General features: G+C 64.4%; 17 protein-coding genes. 13 read left to right on the forward strand and 4 right to left on the reverse strand.

Features of this window, described 5'->3' with window-relative positions; all coding sequences use genetic code 11:
- Nucleotides 1–1,859, reverse strand: a 1,859-nt coding sequence (locus LLH00_16085; protein MCE5272799.1) for a PAS domain S-box protein, incomplete at its 3' end; no start/stop codon positions are given.
- 455 nt (nt 1,860–2,314) lie between these two features.
- Between LLH00_16085 and LLH00_16090 the strand changes: the two genes are divergently transcribed.
- The 11 genes from LLH00_16090 to LLH00_16140 all read left to right on the forward strand — a co-directional run bounded on the left by LLH00_16090 (nt 2,315) and on the right by LLH00_16140 (nt 15,394).
- Nucleotides 2,315–2,953, forward strand: coding sequence for a redox-sensing transcriptional repressor Rex (locus LLH00_16090; protein ID MCE5272800.1), 639 nt, complete (start codon nt 2,315–2,317; stop codon nt 2,951–2,953).
- 7 nt (nt 2,954–2,960) lie between these two features.
- Complete coding sequence (gene nuoE, locus LLH00_16095; GenBank protein MCE5272801.1) at nt 2,961–3,449, forward strand: NADH-quinone oxidoreductase subunit NuoE; 489 nt, start codon at nt 2,961–2,963, stop codon at nt 3,447–3,449.
- Nucleotides 3,442–5,427, forward strand: coding sequence for a 4Fe-4S binding protein (locus LLH00_16100; GenBank protein MCE5272802.1), 1,986 nt, complete (start codon nt 3,442–3,444; stop codon nt 5,425–5,427). The genes nuoE and LLH00_16100 overlap by 8 nt, the downstream gene beginning before the upstream one ends.
- A 12-nt stretch (nt 5,428–5,439) precedes the next feature.
- Nucleotides 5,440–7,164, forward strand: a complete 1,725-nt coding sequence (locus tag LLH00_16105) for a [FeFe] hydrogenase, group A (protein ID MCE5272803.1) — start codon at nt 5,440–5,442, stop codon at nt 7,162–7,164.
- Nucleotides 7,165–7,313: 149 nt separating this feature from the next.
- Nucleotides 7,314–9,323 carry a 4Fe-4S binding protein gene (locus LLH00_16110; protein ID MCE5272804.1) on the forward strand — a complete coding sequence of 670 codons (2,010 nt, stop codon included), beginning with the start codon at nt 7,314–7,316 and terminating at the stop codon, nt 9,321–9,323.
- 62 nt (nt 9,324–9,385) lie between these two features.
- A complete protein-coding gene (locus LLH00_16115) occupies nt 9,386–9,793 on the forward strand; it encodes a response regulator (GenBank protein MCE5272805.1) in 408 nt (135 codons plus the stop codon).
- A gap of 4 nt (nt 9,794–9,797) precedes the next feature.
- The gene (locus tag LLH00_16120) at nt 9,798–10,997 is read left to right on the forward strand and encodes a response regulator (protein ID MCE5272806.1); all 1,200 of its coding nucleotides are present in this window, start codon (nt 9,798–9,800) and stop codon (nt 10,995–10,997) included.
- A complete protein-coding gene (gene hydE, locus LLH00_16125) occupies nt 10,951–12,015 on the forward strand; it encodes a [FeFe] hydrogenase H-cluster radical SAM maturase HydE (protein MCE5272807.1) in 1,065 nt (354 codons plus the stop codon). Before LLH00_16120 ends, hydE begins: the two co-directional genes overlap by 47 nt.
- 2 nt (nt 12,016–12,017) lie before the next feature.
- Nucleotides 12,018–13,445 carry a [FeFe] hydrogenase H-cluster radical SAM maturase HydG gene (hydG, locus tag LLH00_16130; GenBank protein ID MCE5272808.1) on the forward strand — a complete coding sequence of 476 codons (1,428 nt, stop codon included), beginning with the start codon at nt 12,018–12,020 and terminating at the stop codon, nt 13,443–13,445.
- An 84-nt stretch (nt 13,446–13,529) separates the two neighbouring features.
- On the forward strand, nt 13,530–14,780 hold the full coding sequence (gene hydF, locus LLH00_16135; protein MCE5272809.1) for a [FeFe] hydrogenase H-cluster maturation GTPase HydF: 1,251 nt from the start codon (nt 13,530–13,532) through the stop codon (nt 14,778–14,780).
- Between the two features lie 341 nt (nt 14,781–15,121).
- Nucleotides 15,122–15,394: an integration host factor subunit beta gene (locus tag LLH00_16140; GenBank protein ID MCE5272810.1), complete on the forward strand. Its 273-nt coding sequence runs from the start codon at nt 15,122–15,124 to the stop codon at nt 15,392–15,394.
- Between the two features lie 175 nt (nt 15,395–15,569).
- Here LLH00_16140 and LLH00_16145 read toward each other — a convergent pair whose 3' ends face one another.
- From LLH00_16145 to LLH00_16155, 3 genes are read right to left on the reverse strand one after another with little or no spacing between them, the layout of a single operon-like run.
- Nucleotides 15,570–16,106, reverse strand: coding sequence for a hypothetical protein (locus tag LLH00_16145; GenBank protein MCE5272811.1), 537 nt, complete (start codon nt 16,104–16,106; stop codon nt 15,570–15,572).
- Nucleotides 16,107–16,151: 45 nt separating this feature from the next.
- Entirely contained in the window at nt 16,152–16,670 is a 519-nt protein-coding gene (locus LLH00_16150; GenBank protein MCE5272812.1) for a hypothetical protein, read from the reverse strand.
- A 51-nt stretch (nt 16,671–16,721) separates the two neighbouring features.
- The gene (locus tag LLH00_16155; GenBank protein ID MCE5272813.1) at nt 16,722–17,978 is read right to left on the reverse strand and encodes an Nramp family divalent metal transporter; all 1,257 of its coding nucleotides are present in this window, start codon (nt 17,976–17,978) and stop codon (nt 16,722–16,724) included.
- 287 nt (nt 17,979–18,265) lie between these two features.
- Here LLH00_16155 and LLH00_16160 point away from each other — a divergent pair, with 287 nt between their 5' ends.
- Together LLH00_16160 and LLH00_16165 are read left to right on the forward strand one after the other, a co-directional pair.
- A complete protein-coding gene (locus tag LLH00_16160; protein MCE5272814.1) occupies nt 18,266–18,649 on the forward strand; it encodes a hypothetical protein in 384 nt (127 codons plus the stop codon).
- A 105-nt stretch (nt 18,650–18,754) separates the two neighbouring features.
- The coding region (locus LLH00_16165) for a UvrD-helicase domain-containing protein (protein MCE5272815.1) at nt 18,755–21,438 on the forward strand (2,684 nt) is incomplete at its 3' end.

The raw sequence follows: 21,438 nt of genomic DNA on the forward strand, positions 1-21,438 counted from the left end.
TAGTTGGCAATCACGTCATCGTTCGAGTAGCCGCTGGAGACTATCGCCTTGAGGCCCGGGTCGATCTCGAGCAGGCGGGCGAGGGTCTCGCGGCCACCCATGCCGCCCGGCACGGTCAGGTCGAGGATCACCGCGTCGAACGGCTGTCCCGCCTCACGAGCGGCCTTGAAAGCCTCCAGCGCCTGAGCGCCGTCCGCGGCCAGCTCGGTGCAGCACCCCAGATGCTTGAGCATCAGCGAGGCCACCTGCAGCACCCCCGGCTCGTCATCCATCACCAGGACCCGGCCCCCGCCCAGGCGGATATGGTCTGCCTTCTCGCTCAGGGTTTCGGGCCTCTCTTTCGAGACCGGCAGGTAGATTGTGAATTCCGTCCCTTTGCCCGGCTCCGACTCCACCGTAATGTGTCCGCCATGCCGCTTGACAACCGCGAAGCAGGTGGTCAGGCCCAGGCCGCTGCCTTTCTGCTTGGTGGTGAAATAGGGGTCGAAAATGTGCGCCAGGTACTGTTTCGGTATGCCGACCCCCCGGTCGCGCAGCGTGATGAACACGTACCGGCCGGCCGGCAGCGGCAGGTTTTTCTTGCCCGATATCTCTTTGCGGCCCGCCTTGAGAGAGAGCAACCCTCCCTCCGGCATGGCTTGCACCGCGTTGATCACCAGGTTGTTGATCACCTGGTCGAGCTGCCCCGGATCGGCGTCCACCACGCACGGCTCCTCCGGGAAATCGAACTCGGCACGGACATTCGAGCCGTGCAGGGCGAACCGGGTGGCGGCCTCCAGCGGCTCCTTGACACAGAAAGCCCGTTTCTGCGGCTCGCCGCCACGGGAAAAGGTGAGCAGCTGACGGGTCAGGTTCTTGGCCCGCAGGCAGGCCTTTTCCGATTCCTTGAGCAACTCTTTGGTCTTGTCGATATCGTCATCCGACATTATGTCGGCCAGCGAAATGTTGCCCAGGATGGAGGTGAGGATGTTGTTGAAATCATGGGCGATCCCGCCGGCCAGCAGGCCGATCGATTCGAGCTTGGCCGCCTTGATATGCTCCTGCTCCAGCTGGATGCGCTCGGTGATGTCGGTGGCCAGGCCGCACATGCCGCGCACCTGGCCTTTCTCGTCGAACAGCGGGACCTTGGTGGTGAAATAGGTTCGGTTTTCATCTGTACTGAGCGTCTCCTCGATCATTATCGGGACGGCGCCTTTTATCACCTGCATGTCGTCGGCGTGGACCCGCTCCCCGATGGGTGAGGGGTAGATGTCCAGGGGTGTTTTTCCGACAATCTCCTCGCTTTTCAGCCCGATCACCGACTCGGTCTTCCGGTTGACCAGCAGGTAGCGGCCCTCGACGTCTTTCACCACGATCATCGAGTTGACATTGTCCAGGATGGCCTGCAGCAGGCCCTGCCTGTCCTGCAGGCTTTCCTCGGCCCGGCAGCGCGCGGTGATGTCCTTGGCCAGGCCGAAGACTAAACGTCTCGACCCGCTCATGAACGAACCGGCCACCAGTTCCACCGGGAACACGCTGCCGTCTTTCTTACGGTGCCAGCGCAGGGGCACGAAAACGGTGCCCTGTTTCAAGACCTGCTCGGTGGCGCGGTCGGAGCTGTCATGCTCCACGGTTATGTCGTGGATAGTCATCCCGCCGGACAGGAGTTCCTCGCGGCTGTAGCCGTACAGGTCGGTATAAGCCCGGTTGACCTCCTGGAACTTCAGGCTCTGCGCATCGTAAATACAGATCGCGGTCAACGTGTTGTCGAAAAGCGCCCGGTACTTGGCCTCGATTTCGTGAAGGCTCTGCTCCCGCTGCGCCAGAATGCCTTCGAGTTCATTCACCCGGGCGGTAAGCTGTTCGCAGTTAGAATTCATATGCTCCATCGGATCGGTTCCAGGAAACGCCTATGCCAAGGCTCTCGGAGACAGGCCTCTGCCCGACAGTCGGCAGAGGGGGAGGATAAACCTTTCTATATTATCTCGAACCTTATGCAATTATTCAAGTCCTGTCCGTAGAGATTTTCCGTGCATGGCCGCCGTGAATAATCCATGGCCGCGCTTCATGGCGAGCTGAGTGTTTTCATACGGTGGCGCGCGATACCGCACAAGAGGCTTGACAGGCGTCCGATTCCCATTTTCTCGAATAAACCACACATACAATTGTAATTCAATCGGTTATATCATTCAAGCCCGAAAATGCGTAAGCTGGCATGGTTTTCTCTCTGAGACAATTGAAACAAACTCTTGACTGGGGGCGTTAAAACAGTTAAATTGCGTGAAACTTTTCACAACGTGATCTTCTTCACAAATCACCCCAGGGGAGCCGCGGGATGAAAGCGATCTCCGACAAGACAATCGGCAGGCTCAGCCTGTATCGCCGCATCCTGAACCGTCTGAAAGCCGAGGGCAAGGACAACATCTACTCCTACCAGCTCGCCGGCCTGGCGGGCGGCACCGCCGCCCGGGTCCGGCGCGACCTGATGGCTATCGGCTACTCGGGCAGCCCCTCGCGCGGCTACGAGATCACCGAGCTGACCAAAAGCCTCGCCGTTTTCCTGGACAGCCCGGAGGGACAGCAGATCGGCCTGGTCGGCATCGGCAACCTGGGGCGGGCCATCCTGACCTATTTCTCGGGACGGCGCCCCAAGCTGGCGATCACCGCCTCTTTCGACAGCGACGCGAACAAGGTCAGCCGCCTGATCCAGGGCTGTCCCTGCTATTCGGCCGAGGAGACGTCGAAGGTCATCCGGGAAAAGGGCATCGATGTCGGCATAATCTGCGTGCCGGCCAACCAGGCTCAGCTTACCGCCGACCGTCTGGTCGAGGGCGGGGTCAAGGGGATACTCAATTTCGCCCCCTACCGCCTTCACCTGCCGGCGGATGTATATGTGGAGGACATGGACATGACCACGGCCATCGAGAAGGTGGCCTTCTTCGCCCGTCAACACCCAGCAGCAAAAAGGACTTGATCAAGTGATTACCACCGGACAGGACATTCAAAGCATTCTCGACAAGCACCCCAACGCCAGCCGGGATTCCCTGATCCCGATCCTGCAGCAGGTGCAGGAGGTCCAGGGCTATCTTTCGCGCGAGGCGATCGTGATAATCGGCGAGCACCTGGGGTTGCCCGCCAGTAAGATTTATGGCGTGGCCACTTTCTACAACCAGTTCCGTTTTCAGCCCCTGGGACAGCACCATGTCCAAGTCTGCCGCGGCACGGCCTGCCATGTCAAGGGCTCGGCCAAGGTGCTGGAAAGCGTGTGCCGGGACCTGAAGATCACCCCCGGCCAGACCACGCGCGACGGGCTGTTCAGCCTGGAGGTGGTCGCCTGTATCGGCGCCTGCGGACTGGCGCCGGTTATCAGCATCGATGGTGAATTCTTCGCGGGGATGACGCCGGACAAGGCCAAGAAGATTTTGCAATCATACCGCAGAAAGGCTACGGAAAATGGTAAAGATGCTTAAGGACGTGCTGTGCGAACATTGCACGCACGATACCGAAAAACTTTGCCCGGACCTGATCCAGTGTCTGCTGGAGGGCCCGGTCTGTCATGATGACAGCGCCTGCCGCGACAGTTTCGCTCTCTGGCGCGAAAAGCTCTCCCGCCGCAAGATAGACCGTCCCGCCGTGTTCGTGGGCACCGGCACCTGCGGCCTGGGCGCCGGCGCGGGCAAGACCCTGGCCGCAGTCAAGGCCTGGATCGCCGCCTCCGGCCGCGCGGTGGATGTGGTCGAGGTGGGCTGCATTGGCCTGTGCGTGATGGAGCCCCTGGTCGAGGTGCAGCTTCCCGGACGGGCGCGGGTGATGTTCAGCCAGGTGACTGAGGAAAAAGTCAACGGCCTCATGGACGCCGTGTTCGCCGGACAGATTCCGGCCGGGATGGTCGAGGGACAGCACCGTGACGCGGCCCATATCCCCTGGGAGGGCGTGCGCTATCTGGACGAGCACCCGTTCTTCGGCCCCCAGACCCGCTGGGTCCTGGCCAACTGCGGGCTGATCGATCCGGGCAGCATCGAGGAATACGTGGTGAGCGGCGGCTACAAGGCCTTCGCCCACGCGATCAAGCATATCACCCGGCCCGAGCTTTGCGAGCTGGTCGAGCGAAGCGGCCTGCGCGGCCGTGGGGGCGGCGGGTTCCCCACCGGCACCAAGTGGAAATTCGCCCTCAACACAGCCGCGCCGCAGAAATACCTGATCTGCAACGCGGATGAGGGCGACCCGGGCGCGTTCATGGACCGCGCGGTGATCGAGGGCGACCCGCACCGTCTGGTCGAGGGCATGGCCATCGCGGCCTACGCCATCGGGGCGAGCAAGGCCTATGTCTACATCCGGGCCGAGTACCCACTGGCGATCAAGCGCCTGATCGAGGCGCTGGCCCAGGCCCGTTCCTGGGGCCTTCTGGGTGACAACATCCTGGACAGCGGTTTTGACCTGGAGATCATAATCAAGCAGGGCGCCGGGGCCTTTGTCTGCGGAGAGGAAACCGCGCTGATCAACAGCATCGAGGGCCGCCGCGGCATGCCGCGTCCGCGTCCCCCGTACCCGGCCGTGCGGGGCCTGTTCGACAGCCCCACGGTGATCAACAACGTCGAGACCCTGGCCAATGTCCCCAGCCTGGTGCAGAACGGGGCCGAGTGGTTCAACGCCCTGGGCACCGCCACCAGCAAGGGCACCAAGGTGTTCGCCCTCTCGGGCAAGGTCAGCCGCACCGGCCTGGTCGAGGTGGCGATGGGCACCACGCTGCGCCAGATCGTCTTCGACATCGGCGGCGGCATCCCGCACAACAAGGCCTACAAGGCCGTACAGATCGGGGGCCCCTCGGGCGGCTGTATCCCGACCCAGCACCTGGACATCGAGATCGACTACGAGTCGCTCAAGACCGTGGGTGCGATGATGGGCTCGGGCGGCCTGGTGGTTATGGACCAGGACACTTGCATGGTGGACGTGGCCAAGTTCTTCATGGACTTCATCCAGCGCGAGAGCTGCGGCAAGTGTATCCCCTGCCGCGAGGGCACGCGCCGCATGCTGGAAATACTGCAGCGCATCACGCGCGGCCGCCGCAACGAGAAAGAGGGCGACGCCCTGGAGCGTTTCCGCGGGGTGATGTACCTCAACCGTCTGGCCCAGGTGATCCGCGACACCAGCCTGTGCGGGCTCGGGCAGACCGCGCCCAACCCGGTGCTGAGCACCATGCGCTGGTTCCGGGATGAGTACGAGGCCCACATCTTCGAGCGCCGCTGCCCCTCCGGGGTCTGCAACGAGCTGCTGCATTTCTCGATCGACGCCGACAAGTGCAAGGGCTGCACCCTGTGCGCCCGCAACTGTCCGGCCGAGGCGATCGTGGGCTCGAAGATGAACCCGCACTACATCATATTCGAAAAATGCATCGGCTGCGGCACCTGCCTGGATGTCTGCCGGCATGACGCAGTCCTGGTTGAGTAAGCGAGGCCGACCGTGATAAACATTGAAGTCAACAACAAGAAAATCACTGCCAAGCGCGGCGAGACGTTGCTTGACGCCCTGACCCGCGCCGGGATCAAGGTCCCGACCCTCTGCCACCTGGACCACCTGTTCCCCACCGGCGCCTGCCGCCTGTGCGTGGTCGAGGTGGAGGGCCAGCGCAATCTGGTCCCCAGTTGCTCGTTCCCCGTGGCCGAGGGCATGAAAGTCAAGACCCACAGCCCGCGGGCTGTCCGGGCGCGCAAGACCATCATCGAGCTGCTCCTGGCCAACCACCCGGATGACTGTCTCTACTGCGTGCGCAGCCGCGACTGCACGCTGCAGGGCCTGGCCGAGGAGCTGGGCGTGCGCGAGCGCCGTTACAGCGGAGACAAGAACTCGTTCGAGCTGGATGTCTCGAGCCCCGCGGTGGAGCGCGACCCCAACAAGTGCATTCTCTGCGGCAAGTGCGTGCGCGTGTGCGAGGAGGTCCAGGGTGTGGCGGCCATCGATTTCATCGGCCGCGGCAGCCGGGCCCACATCGGCACCGCGTTCAACGAGGGCATGAACGTTTCGAGCTGCGTCAACTGCGGCCAGTGCATCCTGGTCTGCCCCACCGGCGCCCTGCGCGAGCAGAGTTCGCTCAAGCAGGTGCTGGACGCGATCAAGCACCCGGAGACTTTCGTGGTGGTGCAGCACGCCCCCGCGGTCTCGGTGACGATCGGTGAGGAGTTCGGGATCAAGCCCGGGGTGGATGTGGCCGGGGTGTTGACCGCCGCGCTGCGCCAGCTCGGGTTCGACCGCGTGTTCGACACCTCGTTCTCGGCCGACCTGACGATTATGGAGGAGGCCAGCGAGCTGGTCCACCGCATCCAGAACGGCGGCGCGCTGCCGATGATGACCAGTTGCTCGCCCGGCTGGATCAAGTTCGTGGAGCAGTTCTACCCCGAGCTGATCCCGAACCTGTCGACCTGCAAGAGCCCGCAGCAGATGCTGGGCGCGGTGATCAAGAACTATTTCGCCCCGCGCGAGAATCTCGATCCCAAGCACGTATACTCGGTCTCGATCATGCCCTGCACGGCCAAGAAATTCGAGGCCATGCGGCCCGAGCACGCCGAGAACGGCATTCCCGACATCGACGCCGTGCTGACCACGCGCGAGCTGGCCCGTCTTATCCGCACCCGCGGCCTGGACCTGAAGAACCTGGAGCCCGAGGCCCCGGATTCGCCGTTCGGCACGCGCTCGACCGCCGGCAAGCTGTTCGGCGCCTCGGGCGGCGTGATGGAGGCGGCGCTGCGCACCGCGCACTGGATGCTGACCGGCGAGGACCCGAAGGACCCGGTGGTCACCGACCTGCGCGGACTGGGCGGGGTCAAGACCACCACGGCCAAGGTGGCGGGCCTGGAGCTGAACATCGCCGTGGCCAACGGCCTGGGCAACGCGCGCCAGTTGATGGACGAGATCATGTCGGGCAAGCGCAACGACCTGCATTTCATCGAGGTCATGACCTGCCCCGGCGGCTGCGTGGGCGGCGGCGGACAGCCGTTCTCCACTGACGTGGAGGCCGTGCGCGCCAGGATGCAGGCACTCTACACGATCGACCACGACGAGCCGCTGCGACTGTCGCATCGCAACGAGGGGATCCGCAGGCTGTACGACGAGTTCCTGGAAAAGCCGCTGGGTGAGCGCAGCCATCACCTTCTGCACACCCATTACGCCAAGCGCGAGGTGTTGCTGTAAGCTGTTTTAACAGTCTTTCCGGTCGCTGTAGGGGCGCACCCGCGTGTGCGCCCGGGCGGACACATGGGTCCGCCCCTACGGATTAGAGACTTGAATGTAGCAATCCCGGTATTCACCGGGTGAGATGATACTGAAGGAAAGGCACGGCCATGTTGCGCCGCAGCGAGACACCGCTCATCACCACGATCAAGGAACGCTGCCGGGTCTGCTACACCTGCGTGCGGGAATGCCCGGCCAAGGCGATCCGGATCGTGGAGGGGCAGGCCGAGGTGATCAGCGAGCGCTGCATCGGCTGCGGCAACTGTGTCAAGGTCTGCTCGCAGCACGCCAAGCGGGTGCTCAACTCGGTGCTCAAGGTGTACGACATGCTGGACTCGGGGACCCCGGTGGCGGCCTGCCTGGCTCCCAGTTTCCCGGCCGAGTTCACCGAACTCGACCACCTGGCCCTTTGCGGCATGCTGCGCGCTCTGGGTTTCGAGTACGTGCACGAGGTGGCGTTCGGCGCCGACCTGGTGGCCCGCGCCTACCACAAGCTGGTGGAGGAGCACCCGGACCGGCACCTGATCGCCACCACCTGCCCCTCGGTGGTGGCCTTCGTGGAGCGTTACCATCCGCGGCTGGTGGAAAACCTGGCCCCGATAGTGTCGCCCATGGTGGCCCAGGCGCGGTTCCTGCACCGTCTGTACGGGCCGGAGGTGAAGATCGTGTTCATCGGGCCGTGCATCGCCAAGAAAGGCGAGGCCGACAGTTGCAGCCTTCCGGACGAGGTGGACGCCGCCTTGACATTCGTCGAGCTGCGGCAGATGTTCGAAGAGAAGGGAATAAAGGCCGACCAGGCCGAGCCGGGCGATTTCGATCCGCCCTTCGCCGGCGAGGGCGCGCTGTTCCCGATCAGCCGGGGGCTGCTGCAGGCGGCCGAGATCGACGAGAACCTGATCACGGACGACGTGGTGGTGGCCGAGGGCCGCACCGGGTTCGTGGACGCGATCAAGGACTACGACTCGGGCAACCTCAAGGCCCGCCTGCTGGAGGTCCTCTGCTGCAACGGCTGCATTATGGGCGCCGGCATGAGCAGCACCCAGGCCCCCTACAGCCGCCGGGCCCAGGTCAGCCGCTACGTGCGCTGGCGCATCGCCCATCCGGACAGCGAGATCAGCGAGCGGGTGAGCCGGAGCCTGGAGGGCCTCGACCTGGGACGGGTTTTCCAGGTGAACGACCAGCGCATGCCTATGCCCTCGCCGGATGAGCTGCGCCGGATCATGTCGCGCATGGGCAAGCAGCGCCCGGAGGATGAGCTCAACTGCGGCGCCTGCGGCTACGAGACCTGCCTGGAGCACGCCGTGGCCATTTTCAAGGGCCTGGCCGAGAGCGAGATGTGCCTGCCGTTCACCATCGAGCAACTGCGGCGGACCGTGGGTGAGCTGGCCGTGTCCAACGAGAAGCTGGCCTCGGCCCGCGAGGCGCTGGTGCAGTCGGAAAAGCTCGCCACCATGGGGCAACTGGCCGCGGGCATCGCCCACGAGATCAACAACCCCCTGGGCGTGGTCCTGATGTACGCCCATATCCTGATGGAGGAGGGGGCGAAATCGGACGGGATGCGCGACGACCTGCAGATGATCGTCGAGCAGGCCGACCGCTGCAAGAAAATCGTGGCCGGGCTGCTGCATTTCGCCCGCCGCAACAAGGTGGTGCGCCAGCCGGTCAATGTCCGCGAGATGCTGGAGGCGGCGCTGCGCACGGTGCGGGCGCCCGAAAACGTCAACGTGGAGATAATCGACCGCCTGGGCGACTCCCCCGAGGCCGAGCTCGACCGCGACCAGATGATCCAGGCCCTGACCAATCTGATCTCGAACGCGATGACCGCGCTGTCCGGCGGCGGTGGGTTGACCCTCACCTGCGCCGGGAACACCGAAAAAGTGACCATCGCCATCTCTGACACCGGAGTGGGGATACCGAAAGACAACATCCAGAAGATTTTCGAGCCGTTCTTCACCACCAAGAAACTGGGCGTCGGCACGGGCCTGGGCCTGGCGGTGACTTACGGGATCGTGAAGATGCACCGGGGGGACATCACCCTCGAATCGAACGCCGATCCGGATCAGGGGCCCACCGGCACCACGTTCCGGATCAGCCTGCCGCGGCACGGACGCGCCGAGTGAGGCGCCTGTCCCACGGCGGAATCCCATTTACCTGTCGCTAACCTTTAAGCAGAAGAATCGGAATGATGAACGACAAAAGCACTCCCAAAACTGTCCTGATCGTGGATGACGACCACGATTTCCTGCTCCAGATGCGTCTCCAGCTCCAGAATGCCGGCTACAACGTGCTGACCGCCGAGGGCCAGAAAGAGGCCGAGGAACTGCTGGCCGACACCAAGCCCGATGTCGCGGTGTTCGACCTGATGATGGAGTACCAGGACGGCGGCTTCGTCCTGTGCCACCATCTGAAGAAAAAGTACCCGGATGTCCCGGTGATCATGGTCAGCGCGGTCTACAGCGAGACCGGCATCGAGTTCGACTCGATCACGGATGAGGAGCGCTCCTGGATCAAGGCCGACCGCGTGCTGGCCAAGCCCGTGCGTTTCGAGCAGATAAAGGGAGAGATCGAGCACCTGACGAAGGGACGGTAGAGCCATGGAAAAGCTGCGGATACTGGTGACCGACGACGAGCCTGGGATGCGGATGGCGGTGGTGCGCAGCCTGCGCGATTTCCACCTGCATCTGGGGGAGATAGGGGAAGAGGTGACTTTCGAGACTGACACCGCGGGCAGCGGTGAGGAGGCGCTCGAAAAAATCCACCGTCAGGCGCCGGACATCCTGCTGCTCGACCACAAGCTGCCAGGCCTGAGCGGGCTGGACGTGCTGGAGCAGTTGACCGCCGAGCCGCCCCAAACCCCGGTCATGACCGTGATGGTCACGGCCTACGCCTCGCTGGAAACAGCGGTCAGCGCGATCAAGAAAGGCGCGTTCGATTTCCTGGCCAAGCCGTTCACCCCGGCCGAGCTGAAAGCCACGGTTAGCAAGACCGCCGAAAGCCTGATGACTGCCCGTCAGGCCCGTCGCCTGTCCCAGGAGAAACGCCAGTTGCGTTTCCAGTTCATCTCGGTTCTGGCCCACGAGCTCAAGAGCCCGCTCAACGCCGTGGAGGGCTACCTGCGGATCATGCTCGACCAGCCCGAGGCGGTCAAGAGCAAGGAGATGCTGGAGGGGATGATCGGCCGCTGCCTGACCCGCACCGAGCAGATGCGTAAGCTGATCGTGGACCTGCTGGAGATCACGCGCATCGAGAGCGGTCAGAAGCGCCGCGAGCTGGCCGAGGTCAACCTGGAGGAAATCGCCCGCCGGGCGATCGAGACCGCCTTGCCCGAGGCGCTGCAACGCGGAATCTCGATCGAGCTGCAACCCGTGCCCGAGGTGCACCTGCGGGGCGACCGCGAGGAGATCGAGATCATCCTGAACAACCTGATCTCCAATGCAGTCAAGTACAACCGGGACGGCGGGAAAGTGGGGGTGGACATCTCCCTGGCCACCGACGGCAAGGTGCTGATCGCGGTCTCCGACACCGGGATCGGGATGAGCGCCGAGGAAGCGTCCCTGCTGTTCAACGAGTTCGTCCGGATCAAGAACGACAAGACCCGCGGCATTCTGGGCAGCGGGCTGGGACTGTCGATAATCAAGAAGCTCGCCGCGTTCTACGGCGGCGAATGCAGCGTTCAGAGCTCTCCGGGCCAGGGCAGCACGTTCAGCGTGAGCCTCGACCCGTCATATGGAATGGATGGAACGGAACATGGAACGCCGGGACATAGTCCGCTGGTTGCGGGAAGACCGTCCTGAAACCCTGCAGGTGCTGTGGGAAACCGCCGACAGCGCCCGTACGGTCGAGGTCGGCGACGCCGTGCACCTGCGCGGACTGGTTGAAATATCGAACCACTGCCGCCGCAGTTGCCTCTACTGCGGGCTGCGGCGCGAAAACAGCCGTCTGACCCGCTACCGGATGAGCGAGCAGGAGATTCTCGCCTGCGCGCTCCAGGCCGAGGAGCTGGGTTACGGCACAGTGGTGCTGCAGAGCGGCGAGGACCTCTGGTTCGATGAGGGCCGGGTGGCCTCGCTGATTCGCAAGATCAAGGAGCGCACCTCCCTGGCGGTCACGCTCAGCCTGGGCGAGCGCCGCCCCGAGGAATATGCGCTCTGGCGCGCCGCGGGCGCGGACCGCTACCTTCTGCGTTTCGAGACCTCGCGCCGCGACCTGTTCGAGCATATCCACCCGCCGCTGGAGCGCGGGGCGGCGGGACGGCTCAGCCTGCTGCGCCTGCTGCGCCGCCTGGGCTACGAGATCGGTGGCGGGGTGATGGTCGGCATACCGGGCCAGACCGTAGAGGACCTGGCCGAGGACATTCTCACTTTCAGCCGGCTGGAGCCGGACATGATCGGCGTGGGGCCGTATATCCCACACCCCGGCACTCCGCTGGCTTCCGAGCCCGGCGCTGCCACCGACCAGGCCCCGGCCACGGAACTGATGACCTGCAAGATGGTGGCCCTGGCCCGCCTGGTCTGCCCGCGGGCAAATATCCCCGCCACCACGGCCCTGGCCACCCTGAACCGCGAGGAGGGGCGCGAGCTGGCCCTGGCCCGCGGTGCCAACGTGGTGATGCCCAATCTCACCCCCGCGCGCTACCGGGCGTTGTACGACATCTACCCGAACAAAGCCTGCGTGGGCGAGACTGCGGAAATCTGCTTTACCTGCCTCAAGGGCAGGCTCGAATCGATTGGGAGATACGTGGGGGTGGGACGGGGTGATTCTCCCGGCTACAGGATGAAGAACGCGCTGACTTTCTCGGCGCAGGAGAGATAGAAATGAAGACATTGGCTCCCATGACACTGAGTGACTCCGCGCTGGACTTTATCGACGATGCGCGGCTTGAAACCATGCTGGCCGGCAAGCGCCCGGAACTGGCGCAGGTCGAGCAGATTGTGGCCAAGAGCCTGGACAAACAGGCCCTCAGTGTGGAGGAGACCGCGGTCCTTCTCAAGGCCGATCAACCCGCGGCGGTGGAACTCGTATTCGCTGCCGCGCGCCGGCTCAAACAGGAGGTCTACGGCAACCGGATAGTGCTCTTCGCCCCGCTATACGTGGGCAACCACTGCGTGAACGACTGCGTCTATTGCGCTTTCCGCCGCAGCAACCCCGAGTCGGTGCGCCGCACCCTGTCGCAGCCGGAGGTGGTGCGCCAGGTGGAAGCCCTGGAGAGCCACGGCCACAAGCGGCTCATTCTCGTGTTCGGCGAGCACCCGCTGTACGACGCCGAGTTCATGGCCGAGACGGTGCGCACGGTCTACGGGGTGCGCCAGGGCGTGGGCGGCGAGATCCGCCGGGTGAACATCAACGCCGCGCCGCTGGATCACGCGGGCTACAGGATAATGAAAGCCGCCGGGATCGGCACTTATCAGATATTCCAAGAGACATACCACCACGCCACCTACGCCTCCCTGCACCCGGCCGGCACGCGCAAGGCCGATTTCCTCTGGCGTCTGGACGGGCCCGGGCGGGCCATCGAGGCCGGCTGTGACGATGTCGGCATCGGGGCCCTGTTCGGCCTGGCCGACTGGCGTTTCGAGGTGCTGGGCCTGGTCAGCCACGCCCTGCACCTTCAGCAGCGTCACGGCGTGGGGCCGCACACGATCAGTTTCCCGCGCCTGCGCCCGGCCCAGGGAGTGGAGCACTCCGGCGCCAGTCTGGTGCGGGATGAGGATTTCAAGCGCCTGGTGGCGGTCCTGCGCCTGGCCGTGCCCTACACCGGACTGATCTGCACCGCCCGCGAGAACGCCGAACTGCGCCGCGAGATCATGGGTTTCGGCGTGAGCCAGATCGACGCCGGCAGCCGGATCGAGATCGGCGGCTACACCGAATGCGGAGATTCCCAGCTCATGGAGCGCGAGCAGTTCTGCCTGGGAGACATCCGCAGCCTGGACACGGTGATGGGCGAGCTGCTCCAGGACGGGTTCCTGCCCAGTTTCTGCACCGCCTGCTACCGTCTGGGCCGCACGGGCGAGCATTTCATGGAGTTCGCCATACCGGGGTTCATCAAACGCTATTGCACCCCCAACGCCCTGACCACCCTGACCGAGTACCTGGTGGATTACGCCAGCCCGGAAACCCGCGTCCTGGGCGCCGAGGTGGTGCGCAAGGAACTGGAAAAAATGGAGGAAAGTCCGCTCAAGGCCCAGCTTATCCAGAAACTGGAGCGGATCGACCGGGACGGGGAGCGGGATCTCTATTTCTGAGGCCGGCCGTCAATCCGGGGTGAGTAAATCATGTCCCCGCCGGGTGCGGGGACTCATTCAGCCGCTGTGGAAGTGGAGAGAGAGATGGAAGCAACGCCCAAAGGCTTCAGGCTGCATATCGGCATCTTCGGCCGCCGCAACGTGGGCAAGTCCTCGTTGCTGAACGCTATAACGAATCAGGACGTTTCCCTGGTCTCGGAAATCGCCGGAACCACCACCGACCCGGTGGAAAAACCGATGGAACTGCTGCCCCTGGGCCCGGTCCTGTTCATCGACACCGCGGGTGTGGATGACGAGGGCGCGCTGGGCTCCTTGCGGGTCAAGCGTACCCGCGATGTCCTGGACCGCACCGACCTGGCCCTGCTGGTGGCCGAGAGCGGCGCCTGGGGCGCGTTCGAAAACGCTATGCTGAGCGAGCTGCACCAGCGCAGCACTCCGATGATAGTGGTGTTCAACAAGGCCGACCTGGGCCATCCGGACGAGGCCCTGCTGGAGACGCTCAAGAAGCAGGACGTGCCCTACGTGATGTGCGTGGCCAGCACGCGCCATGGGGTGCTGGAGTTGCGCGAGGCGCTGATCTTCTCGGTGCCCGATGAGCTGATCAAGACCCCGCCCATCCTGAGCGACCTGGTGCCTCCCGGCGAGATGGCCGTGCTGGTGGTGCCGATCGACCTGGAGGCGCCCAAGGGCCGGATCATCCTGCCCCAGGTGCAGGCCATCCGCGACGTGCTGGACAATGACAGCATGTGCGTGGTGCTCAAGGAGACCCGCCTGGCCGAGGGGATCGCAAACCTCAAGCGCCGTCCGCGCCTGGTGGTCACCGACAGCCAGGCCTTCGAGCGGGTCAACCGCGACACCCCGCTGGATGTCCCGATGACCTCGTTCTCGATCCTGTTCTCGCGCCTCAAGGGCGACCTGAACGAGATGACCCGCGGCGCGCTGGCCATCGGCTCGCTCAAGCCCGGCGACCCGGTGCTGATCGCCGAGAGCTGCACTCACCACCCGGTGGAGGACGATATCGGCCGGGTGAAGATTCCGCGCCTGCTGGCCCGCAAGGTGGGCGGCCCGCTGGATATCACCTGGGTGCGCGGCCATGATTTCCCGGCCGACCTGGAGCGCTACAAGCTGGCCATCCACTGCGGGGCCTGCATGTTCAACCGCCGCGAGGTGCTCTCGCGCATCCTGCGCTGCAAGATGGCCGGTGTGCCGATCTCCAACTACGGCCTGGTGATCGCCTACACCCTCGACACCCTGGAGCGCGCGGTGGCCATGTTCCCGGAGACCGCGGCCCTGGTGCGCGAACTCAACGAAGAGCGTCAGCGGGCCGAGGCCTGAACCGGCCGCCGGTGGACAGCGATAAAATTTTTACAACGGCGCAAGAAAGCTCTTGAATCCGCCTCTGTTTGGCTGTAAATTGCCCTCGTGCATCGGGAGGCCGGTCTCTGTCAGGCCGGCCTCCCGGTCTCTCCCCCAGCTGGCGCCAGAGCGCATCTTCGATTTCAACCCCGGTTTGCCGGGCCGGACCGGCCCCGTCGAACCGGTTACACTGCGGCCGGTCTTAGCGATACCATTGCCATTTTCCGGCGGCTTGACTTTTTATACCGGCACACGGACCTGCAACGACCCGCCAGGCTTCGTGTCACCGATTGCCAACCCTCCAGCAGGAGTACTGTCCTATGACCAAAGCTGAAATTGTCGAACTGATCGCGGAAAAGACCGGATTCACGATCAAGGAAACCAAGATCGTGGTGGACCAGTTTCTGGAAGAGGTGAAGAAGCTGCTGGCCGAAGACAACCATCTGGAGATCAGGGGTTTCGGCACGTTCCGGGTGAAGAACTACCGCTCGCGCAAGGCGCGTAACCCGAAGACGAACGACGAGGTGGAGGTTCCGGCCCGGCGCAAGGCGCTGTTCAAGGTGTCGAAAGACCTGAACAAGCTGCTCAATTAGTCCTGCCCTGCGCGATCAGGCAACGGGAAAGAAACGGGGTGCCCGGCAAGCAGCCGCCAGGCATCCGTCCTCCGGATGGACGGGCACCCCGCGGTGGGCGAGTTTTAGTACCATTCCATTTCTGATATTCGGGCACGATGCTTTTCTGCAACCACTTTTTCCCCAACCCGGACTTTCAGCCTGTAACCATCCAGTACATCATTAATCCTATCCCGGACACTGCGGCCAGCAGGACAATAACTGATGCGCCGAAAGCCGCAGCCGCCCGCACGGTGTTGCTGTAGCCGAGGCTCTGGCGGACCGCCGTGGAGAACGACAGGAAAATCCAGACTGTAAGCAGCACGGCCAGCACCGGGCTGGAGTCGTAGAAAATTCCCGTAACCGCCAGCAGCCCAGGAGCGTAGGCAAACCCCAGAGGGCGCAACACCTGGCCGTAAGTGACTCCCGAACGGTCGGCTCTGAACAACCGCGGCGCCAGGCGCTGAGCCATCAAGGACCAGAGAAGCCAGCCGGCGAAGCCGCTGACCGGCCCCAGCAATACCCGTCCCGGATGCAGATGGAGCACCAGGATACGGACCGAGACGGAGGTCAGATAAACCACGACGATCGCCTGCCAGATGGCCTTTTTATCGTCCCTGACTTCCTCGTAGAGGCTCGGGTCGAGAATAAGCGCGCGCCACAGGCGCGGGAAAAAGGTCGTGACAAGCCGCAAGCGCCACTCTCCCGTGCAAGCCTTTCCTCAATTCGTGCTCAGTTCTCAGCCGGACAGCCCGGTCAGGATCAGCAGCAGGTTGAGCCCCAGCACCACCACCCAGCCGATCAGGCAGACCAGCACCGCGCGGCCCGTGCTCTCGTAGTCCAGGGCCTGCCGCACGGCGATCACCCAGGCCACGAGCATCCAGACCGCGGTTATCCCGCGCACCGCCCAGCCCAGGACCGGCATCACCCCCAGCACGTTGAGCAGGGCCGGAGCGTAGGCAAACCCGAGCGTTCGCATCAGCTCGGCCGGGCTGGAAACTGTCTGCGCGGTGGGAAGCAGCTTGGTGCCGACCAGGTAGGTGATGAAGGCCCAGACCACCCAGGCGAACAGGCCGCCCAGCGCCCCCAGCAGGAAAGGCGTCTCCTCCTCGCCCGGAATCCCGACCGCGCCGGCCAGACTGGCCAGCACCACCACAGCCATCGCCTGGAGCATGGATTTCGGGTCGGCCTCCACCTCCTCGAAAAGCTGCTTGTCCAGGCGCAGCGCGCGGATGATCCGCGACAGAAACAGGCTCATTCCCTGACACTCCTTTCACAGACTGCAAAGCGTCGATTGAGACCCTCGGCCTCAGCCGAGCATATCCACCAGACCGACCAGTCCGGTGTAAGCCGTAATCATGGCGAAAATGAATGTCGCCCAGAGGCCCAGGTTCATCCAGAACCCGGCCTTGTCCTGCCCCATCAGGTCCCTGCGGTTAAGAAGGTAAATGATGGGCAGGGTTATGACCGGCAGGATCATGGCCTGGAAAGCCTGCGAGGCCACCATTACCCAGACCGGCCGCCCGCCGAACACCGGCACAACCAGCCCCAGCATAAGCCCCAGGCCGCCCAGCACCCGGTACATCGGGCTGCGGATGACCCGCGGCTTGCCGCGATAGTCGTCGATCAGCCAGGGCGCCACGAGCACGATCGGGAACAGGGTGCTGACCGCGGCGCCGATCACGCCCAGGACGAAAATGCTGATCGCAAACCGTCCGGCCAGCGGTTCAAGGGTCTGCACCATGTCGATGGTCTGCTCCACCGGCTTGCCCATCTTGAACAATGTCCCGGCCGCACAGGCCATCACCGAGGCGGACAGCAGCATCATCATGAAACTCGAAAAGAATGCGTCCACCTTCTCTTTTTTGATTTCATCGCGTTTCCAGCCTTTCTCGGACACCACGATGGAGCGCATGATGAACACCATGGCCGAGCAGGTGGTTCCCGCCATGCCGGCCACGATCAGGAAAGCGTTGGGATCGTTCGGAATCTGAGGTTTCAGGCCGGCCAGCAGTTCCGCGGGTTTGGGCACCACCAGAATCATGCTGCCCAGAAAGCCCAGTCCCATCATTATCACCAGGACAGTCAGGAATATCTCGAAATGTGAATACTTGCCATCCCAGAGCAGAAGGAAGCAGCCTATGATGATCACTATTGCGGTCCACAGGGTGCTTACCTGTATCCCGAGGGTGAAGAGACACCATTCACCGATCAGGTCGGTGAGGATACCCATGATCCCGGCCAGAGCGGTCAGCTCACCGATAATCAGGCTGATCATGGTATAGATCGCCAACGTCTTGCCGAAACGGAGGTGTTTCTTGTAAGCGTTCATTGCGGTCTCGCCGGTCACCGCAGTGTAATGGCCGTAGGCGATCATCATTACGTAGGTGAACAGGCAGGACAGCAACAGTGTCCAGAACAGCGACATACCGTAGCGGCTGCCCGCCGAGGCCATGGTGGTGATGCTGCCGGTGCCGATATTGTATCCGATCAGGAACAATCCCGGACCTATCGTACCCATCAAAAGGGCGATTTTTTTACCGAGTCCTTTTTTCTGCGTGTCCATGCCGGGGTGCTCTCCTTTCCTGCGGGGCAGTTGATTGTCCGGGGGAGTTTCGTTTCCGGGCAGGAAGTTACCGCTTTCAACCGCCGCTTGTCAAATAAATCCTTGGAGATACGGCCGTGACATTTTTGATTTGACAGGGCCGGGGGTGGAATTATCTTAAAATTGAACTTATTCCAGGGAAAAGTGCTCTGATGGGGACGGGGTGCTTCCAACTGTCGCCCGATCCCGCGTGACCGGGTTCGACACGATCCGTTCATTCAACACCCTGGCTCCCTGAGGAGGGATCGATGAAACTTCAGAGTCCGATAACTTTCATCCTGGGCCTCGCGCTCACGGCTTTCGGCCTGGTGCTGTTCGTATCGAGCCGGGCCTGGTTCGAGCTCACCCCGTTCTGCATCGGGCTGTCGCTGATGTATCTGGGCTGGCAGGGAGGCCGGGTCGCCACCCTGGTGTTCGGCCATGTGACAGTCGTCATCGGCTTTATCCTGATAACCTGGGGCCTGTACCTCCTGCCCTACTGCAAACCGATACCAGAGCACATTTTCGGCCGCCCGCTGTTCTGGGGCATGTTCGCCACCGGCGGCGGAGTGTGCGCCATCTATCACGGTTTCTGCCGCTGTATCCGCAAGACGCCCGAGGACAGGCGCTCCTGCCCGCAGACGCGGGACTGAAACCTTCTGCCCTGTTGCGCTGTATATTTCACGGCACGCTTTCGAGCTGCAGCCGGGAACAACCGGCCACGATCCACCACTTTCGGAGTATCCACCGGACAGACCATGCTCTATGTCGCCGATCTGCACATACATTCCCATTTCTCAATCGCCACCAGCGGCGAGAGCGACCCCGTGCACCTGTTCGAGGCCGCGGCCCGCAAAGGCATCCAGCTTGTGGGCACGGGCGATTTCACCCACCCCGGCTGGCGCGAGGAACTGGCCCAAAGCCTGGAGCCGGATGACGGCAGCGGGCTGCTGCGGTTGAAACCGGAGCTGGAGCACCAGGTGCGCCGCCGCTTGAGCGGCCCGGCCGCGGGCGCCACGGTGCGCTTCATCCTATCGTCCGAGATCAGCTCGATCTACAAAAAGGGCGGCCGCGCACGCAAGGTGCACAACGTGATCCTGATGCCCTCGCTGGAGGCGGCCACGCGGCTCAGCGACCGCCTGGAGCGGATTGGCAACATCCGCTCGGACGGACGGCCGATCCTGGGCCTCGACTGCCGCGACCTGCTGGAGATGAGCCTTGCCACCGAGCCGGACTGCTGTTTCATCCCGGCCCATATCTGGACCCCGCACTTTTCGGTCTTCGGCTCCAAGAGCGGGTTCGACCGGATGGAGGACTGCTATGGCGACCTGACCGGCGCGATCTACGCCGTGGAGACCGGCCTGTCCTCCGACCCGCCCATGAACTGGAGACTATCGGCCCTGGACCGCTTCGCCCTGGTCTCGAACAGTGATGCCCACTCGCCGGACAAGCTGGCCCGCGAGGCGAACCTGATCGACGGCGAGCTGAGCTGGCAGGGGCTGACCGGCGCTCTGCGCTCGCGCGATCCGCAGCGTTTTGTCGGCACACTGGAGTTCCATCCGGAGGAGGGCAAGTACCACTACGACGGGCACCGCTCCTGCGGGGTGCGCCTGCACCCGGATGAGGTGGCGGCCCTGGGCGGACGCTGCCCGGTCTGCGGCGGCAAGCTGACCGGCGGGGTCTACGGCCGCGTGGTCGAGCTGGCCGACCGCCCGGATGGCGCGCACCCGGCCGCGGCCCGTGAGTTCGAGCACCTGGTGCCGTTGCGTGAGATACTGGCCGAGGTGCTGGACTCCGGCCCGGCCACCAAAAAGACCCAGGCGCTGCTCGAACGGGTCACCTCCAGCCTCGGCACCGAGCTGGAGGTGCTGCGCCACACACCGCTGGAGGACATCGCCCGCCTGGCCGGGCCCCTGGCCGCCGAGGCGGTCCGCCGCACCCGCGCCGGCGAGCTGAGCGTGGATCCGGGCTATGACGGCGAGTTCGGCACGGTGCGCATTTTCGCGCCCGGCGAGCGTGACAGCGGTGCGGGCCAGATGTTTTTCTTCGCCGCGGAGAGCGCGCCCCAGGCCGGGGAGCCCTCCCCTGCGCCCGCTCCGTCCCGGACTGCGATCAAAACGCCCCGGACGGTGCAGCCTGTCGCGGAGACTGCCACAGCCGCGCCGCAGGACCCGTTGGCCGCGCTCGACCCGGCCCAGCGTGAGGCGGTGGTGTACGACGGTGACGGCCCCGTGGCCGTGGCCGCCGGTCCCGGCACGGGCAAGACCCGCTGCCTGGCTGCCCGCGTGCTGCACCTGTTGCGCGAGCGCGCTGCCGCGCCCGGATCGATCACCGCGATCACGTTCACCAACCGCGCCGCAGAAGAGATGAAAAGCCGTATCGAAAACCAGGCCGGCGCTCTGCTGGAGGGACGCGCCGGGCGGCCGTTTGTCGGCACTTTCCACGCCTGGTGCCTGGATTGCCTGGGACACGCTATGGGGCACACCCCGGTGCTGCTGGATGAGAACGAGCGCCTGCAGTTGCTGCGCGAGTGCCTGGAGCCCGGCGGCGGAGCGCGCCAGCGGCAGGTGTCCGAGGCGATCTCCCTGGCCGCCGCGCGCCTGGAGAGTCCCGACAGCTACCGCGGCCCCGAGGCCGTGCGCGCGGCCTGGACCGCCTACCGGGCCCTGTGCGAGCGCCTGGGTGTGCTGGATTTCGACAGCCTGATCACCGAGACCGTGCGCCTGCTGTCCCATGACCCGGATACCTTGGCCGCGGCCCGCGCCGGGGCGGGCAACCTTCTGGTGGATGAGTTCCAGGATGTCAACCCGGCGCAGTACGAGCTGGTGCGCTGGCTGGCCGGCCCGGGCGGCGCGGGGCTGTTCGTGATCGGCGACCCCAACCAGTCGATCTACGCTTTCCGCGGCGCGGCCCCGGACATTTTCGAGCGCCTTAGTGCCGACTACCCCGCCGCGAAGGTGATGAACCTCACGACCGGCTACCGTTGCAGTCCGGTCGTGACCCGGGCCTCCGCGGCCCTGATCGCGGCGGGAGGCTCGCCCTGGCGCGCCCCGCAGGCCGTGTGCGGGCCGGAGACACCGCTCCAGCAGATGCGCTGCCCCTCCGAGACCGCCGAGGCCATCGCCGTGGTGCGCGAGGTCACCCGCCTGGCCGGGGGGGCCTCGATGCTGGAGGCCCACGGCCAGGGCCGCGCCGGGCGTCGCTCCGGAGCGGAGGAGGACGACTGCGACTACAGTTTCGGCGACATGCTGGTGGTGGCCCGCACCGGGGCACTGCTGGAGGAGCTGGAGCGGGCGTTCGTGGTGGAGGGCCTTCCCTGCCGGGTGCGCGCTTCGCGCTCGTTCCTGGCCGACCGCGAGGTGCAGGGGCTGCTGGCCCTGTTGCGCCTGGCTGCCGCGGCCCAGGACAACCTGCATTTCCGCGGCGCGCTGCGCCTGGCCGG

The organism is bacterium (genome assembly GCA_021372515.1).
Taxonomy (GTDB): Bacteria; Gemmatimonadota; Glassbacteria; order GWA2-58-10; family GWA2-58-10; genus JAJFUG01.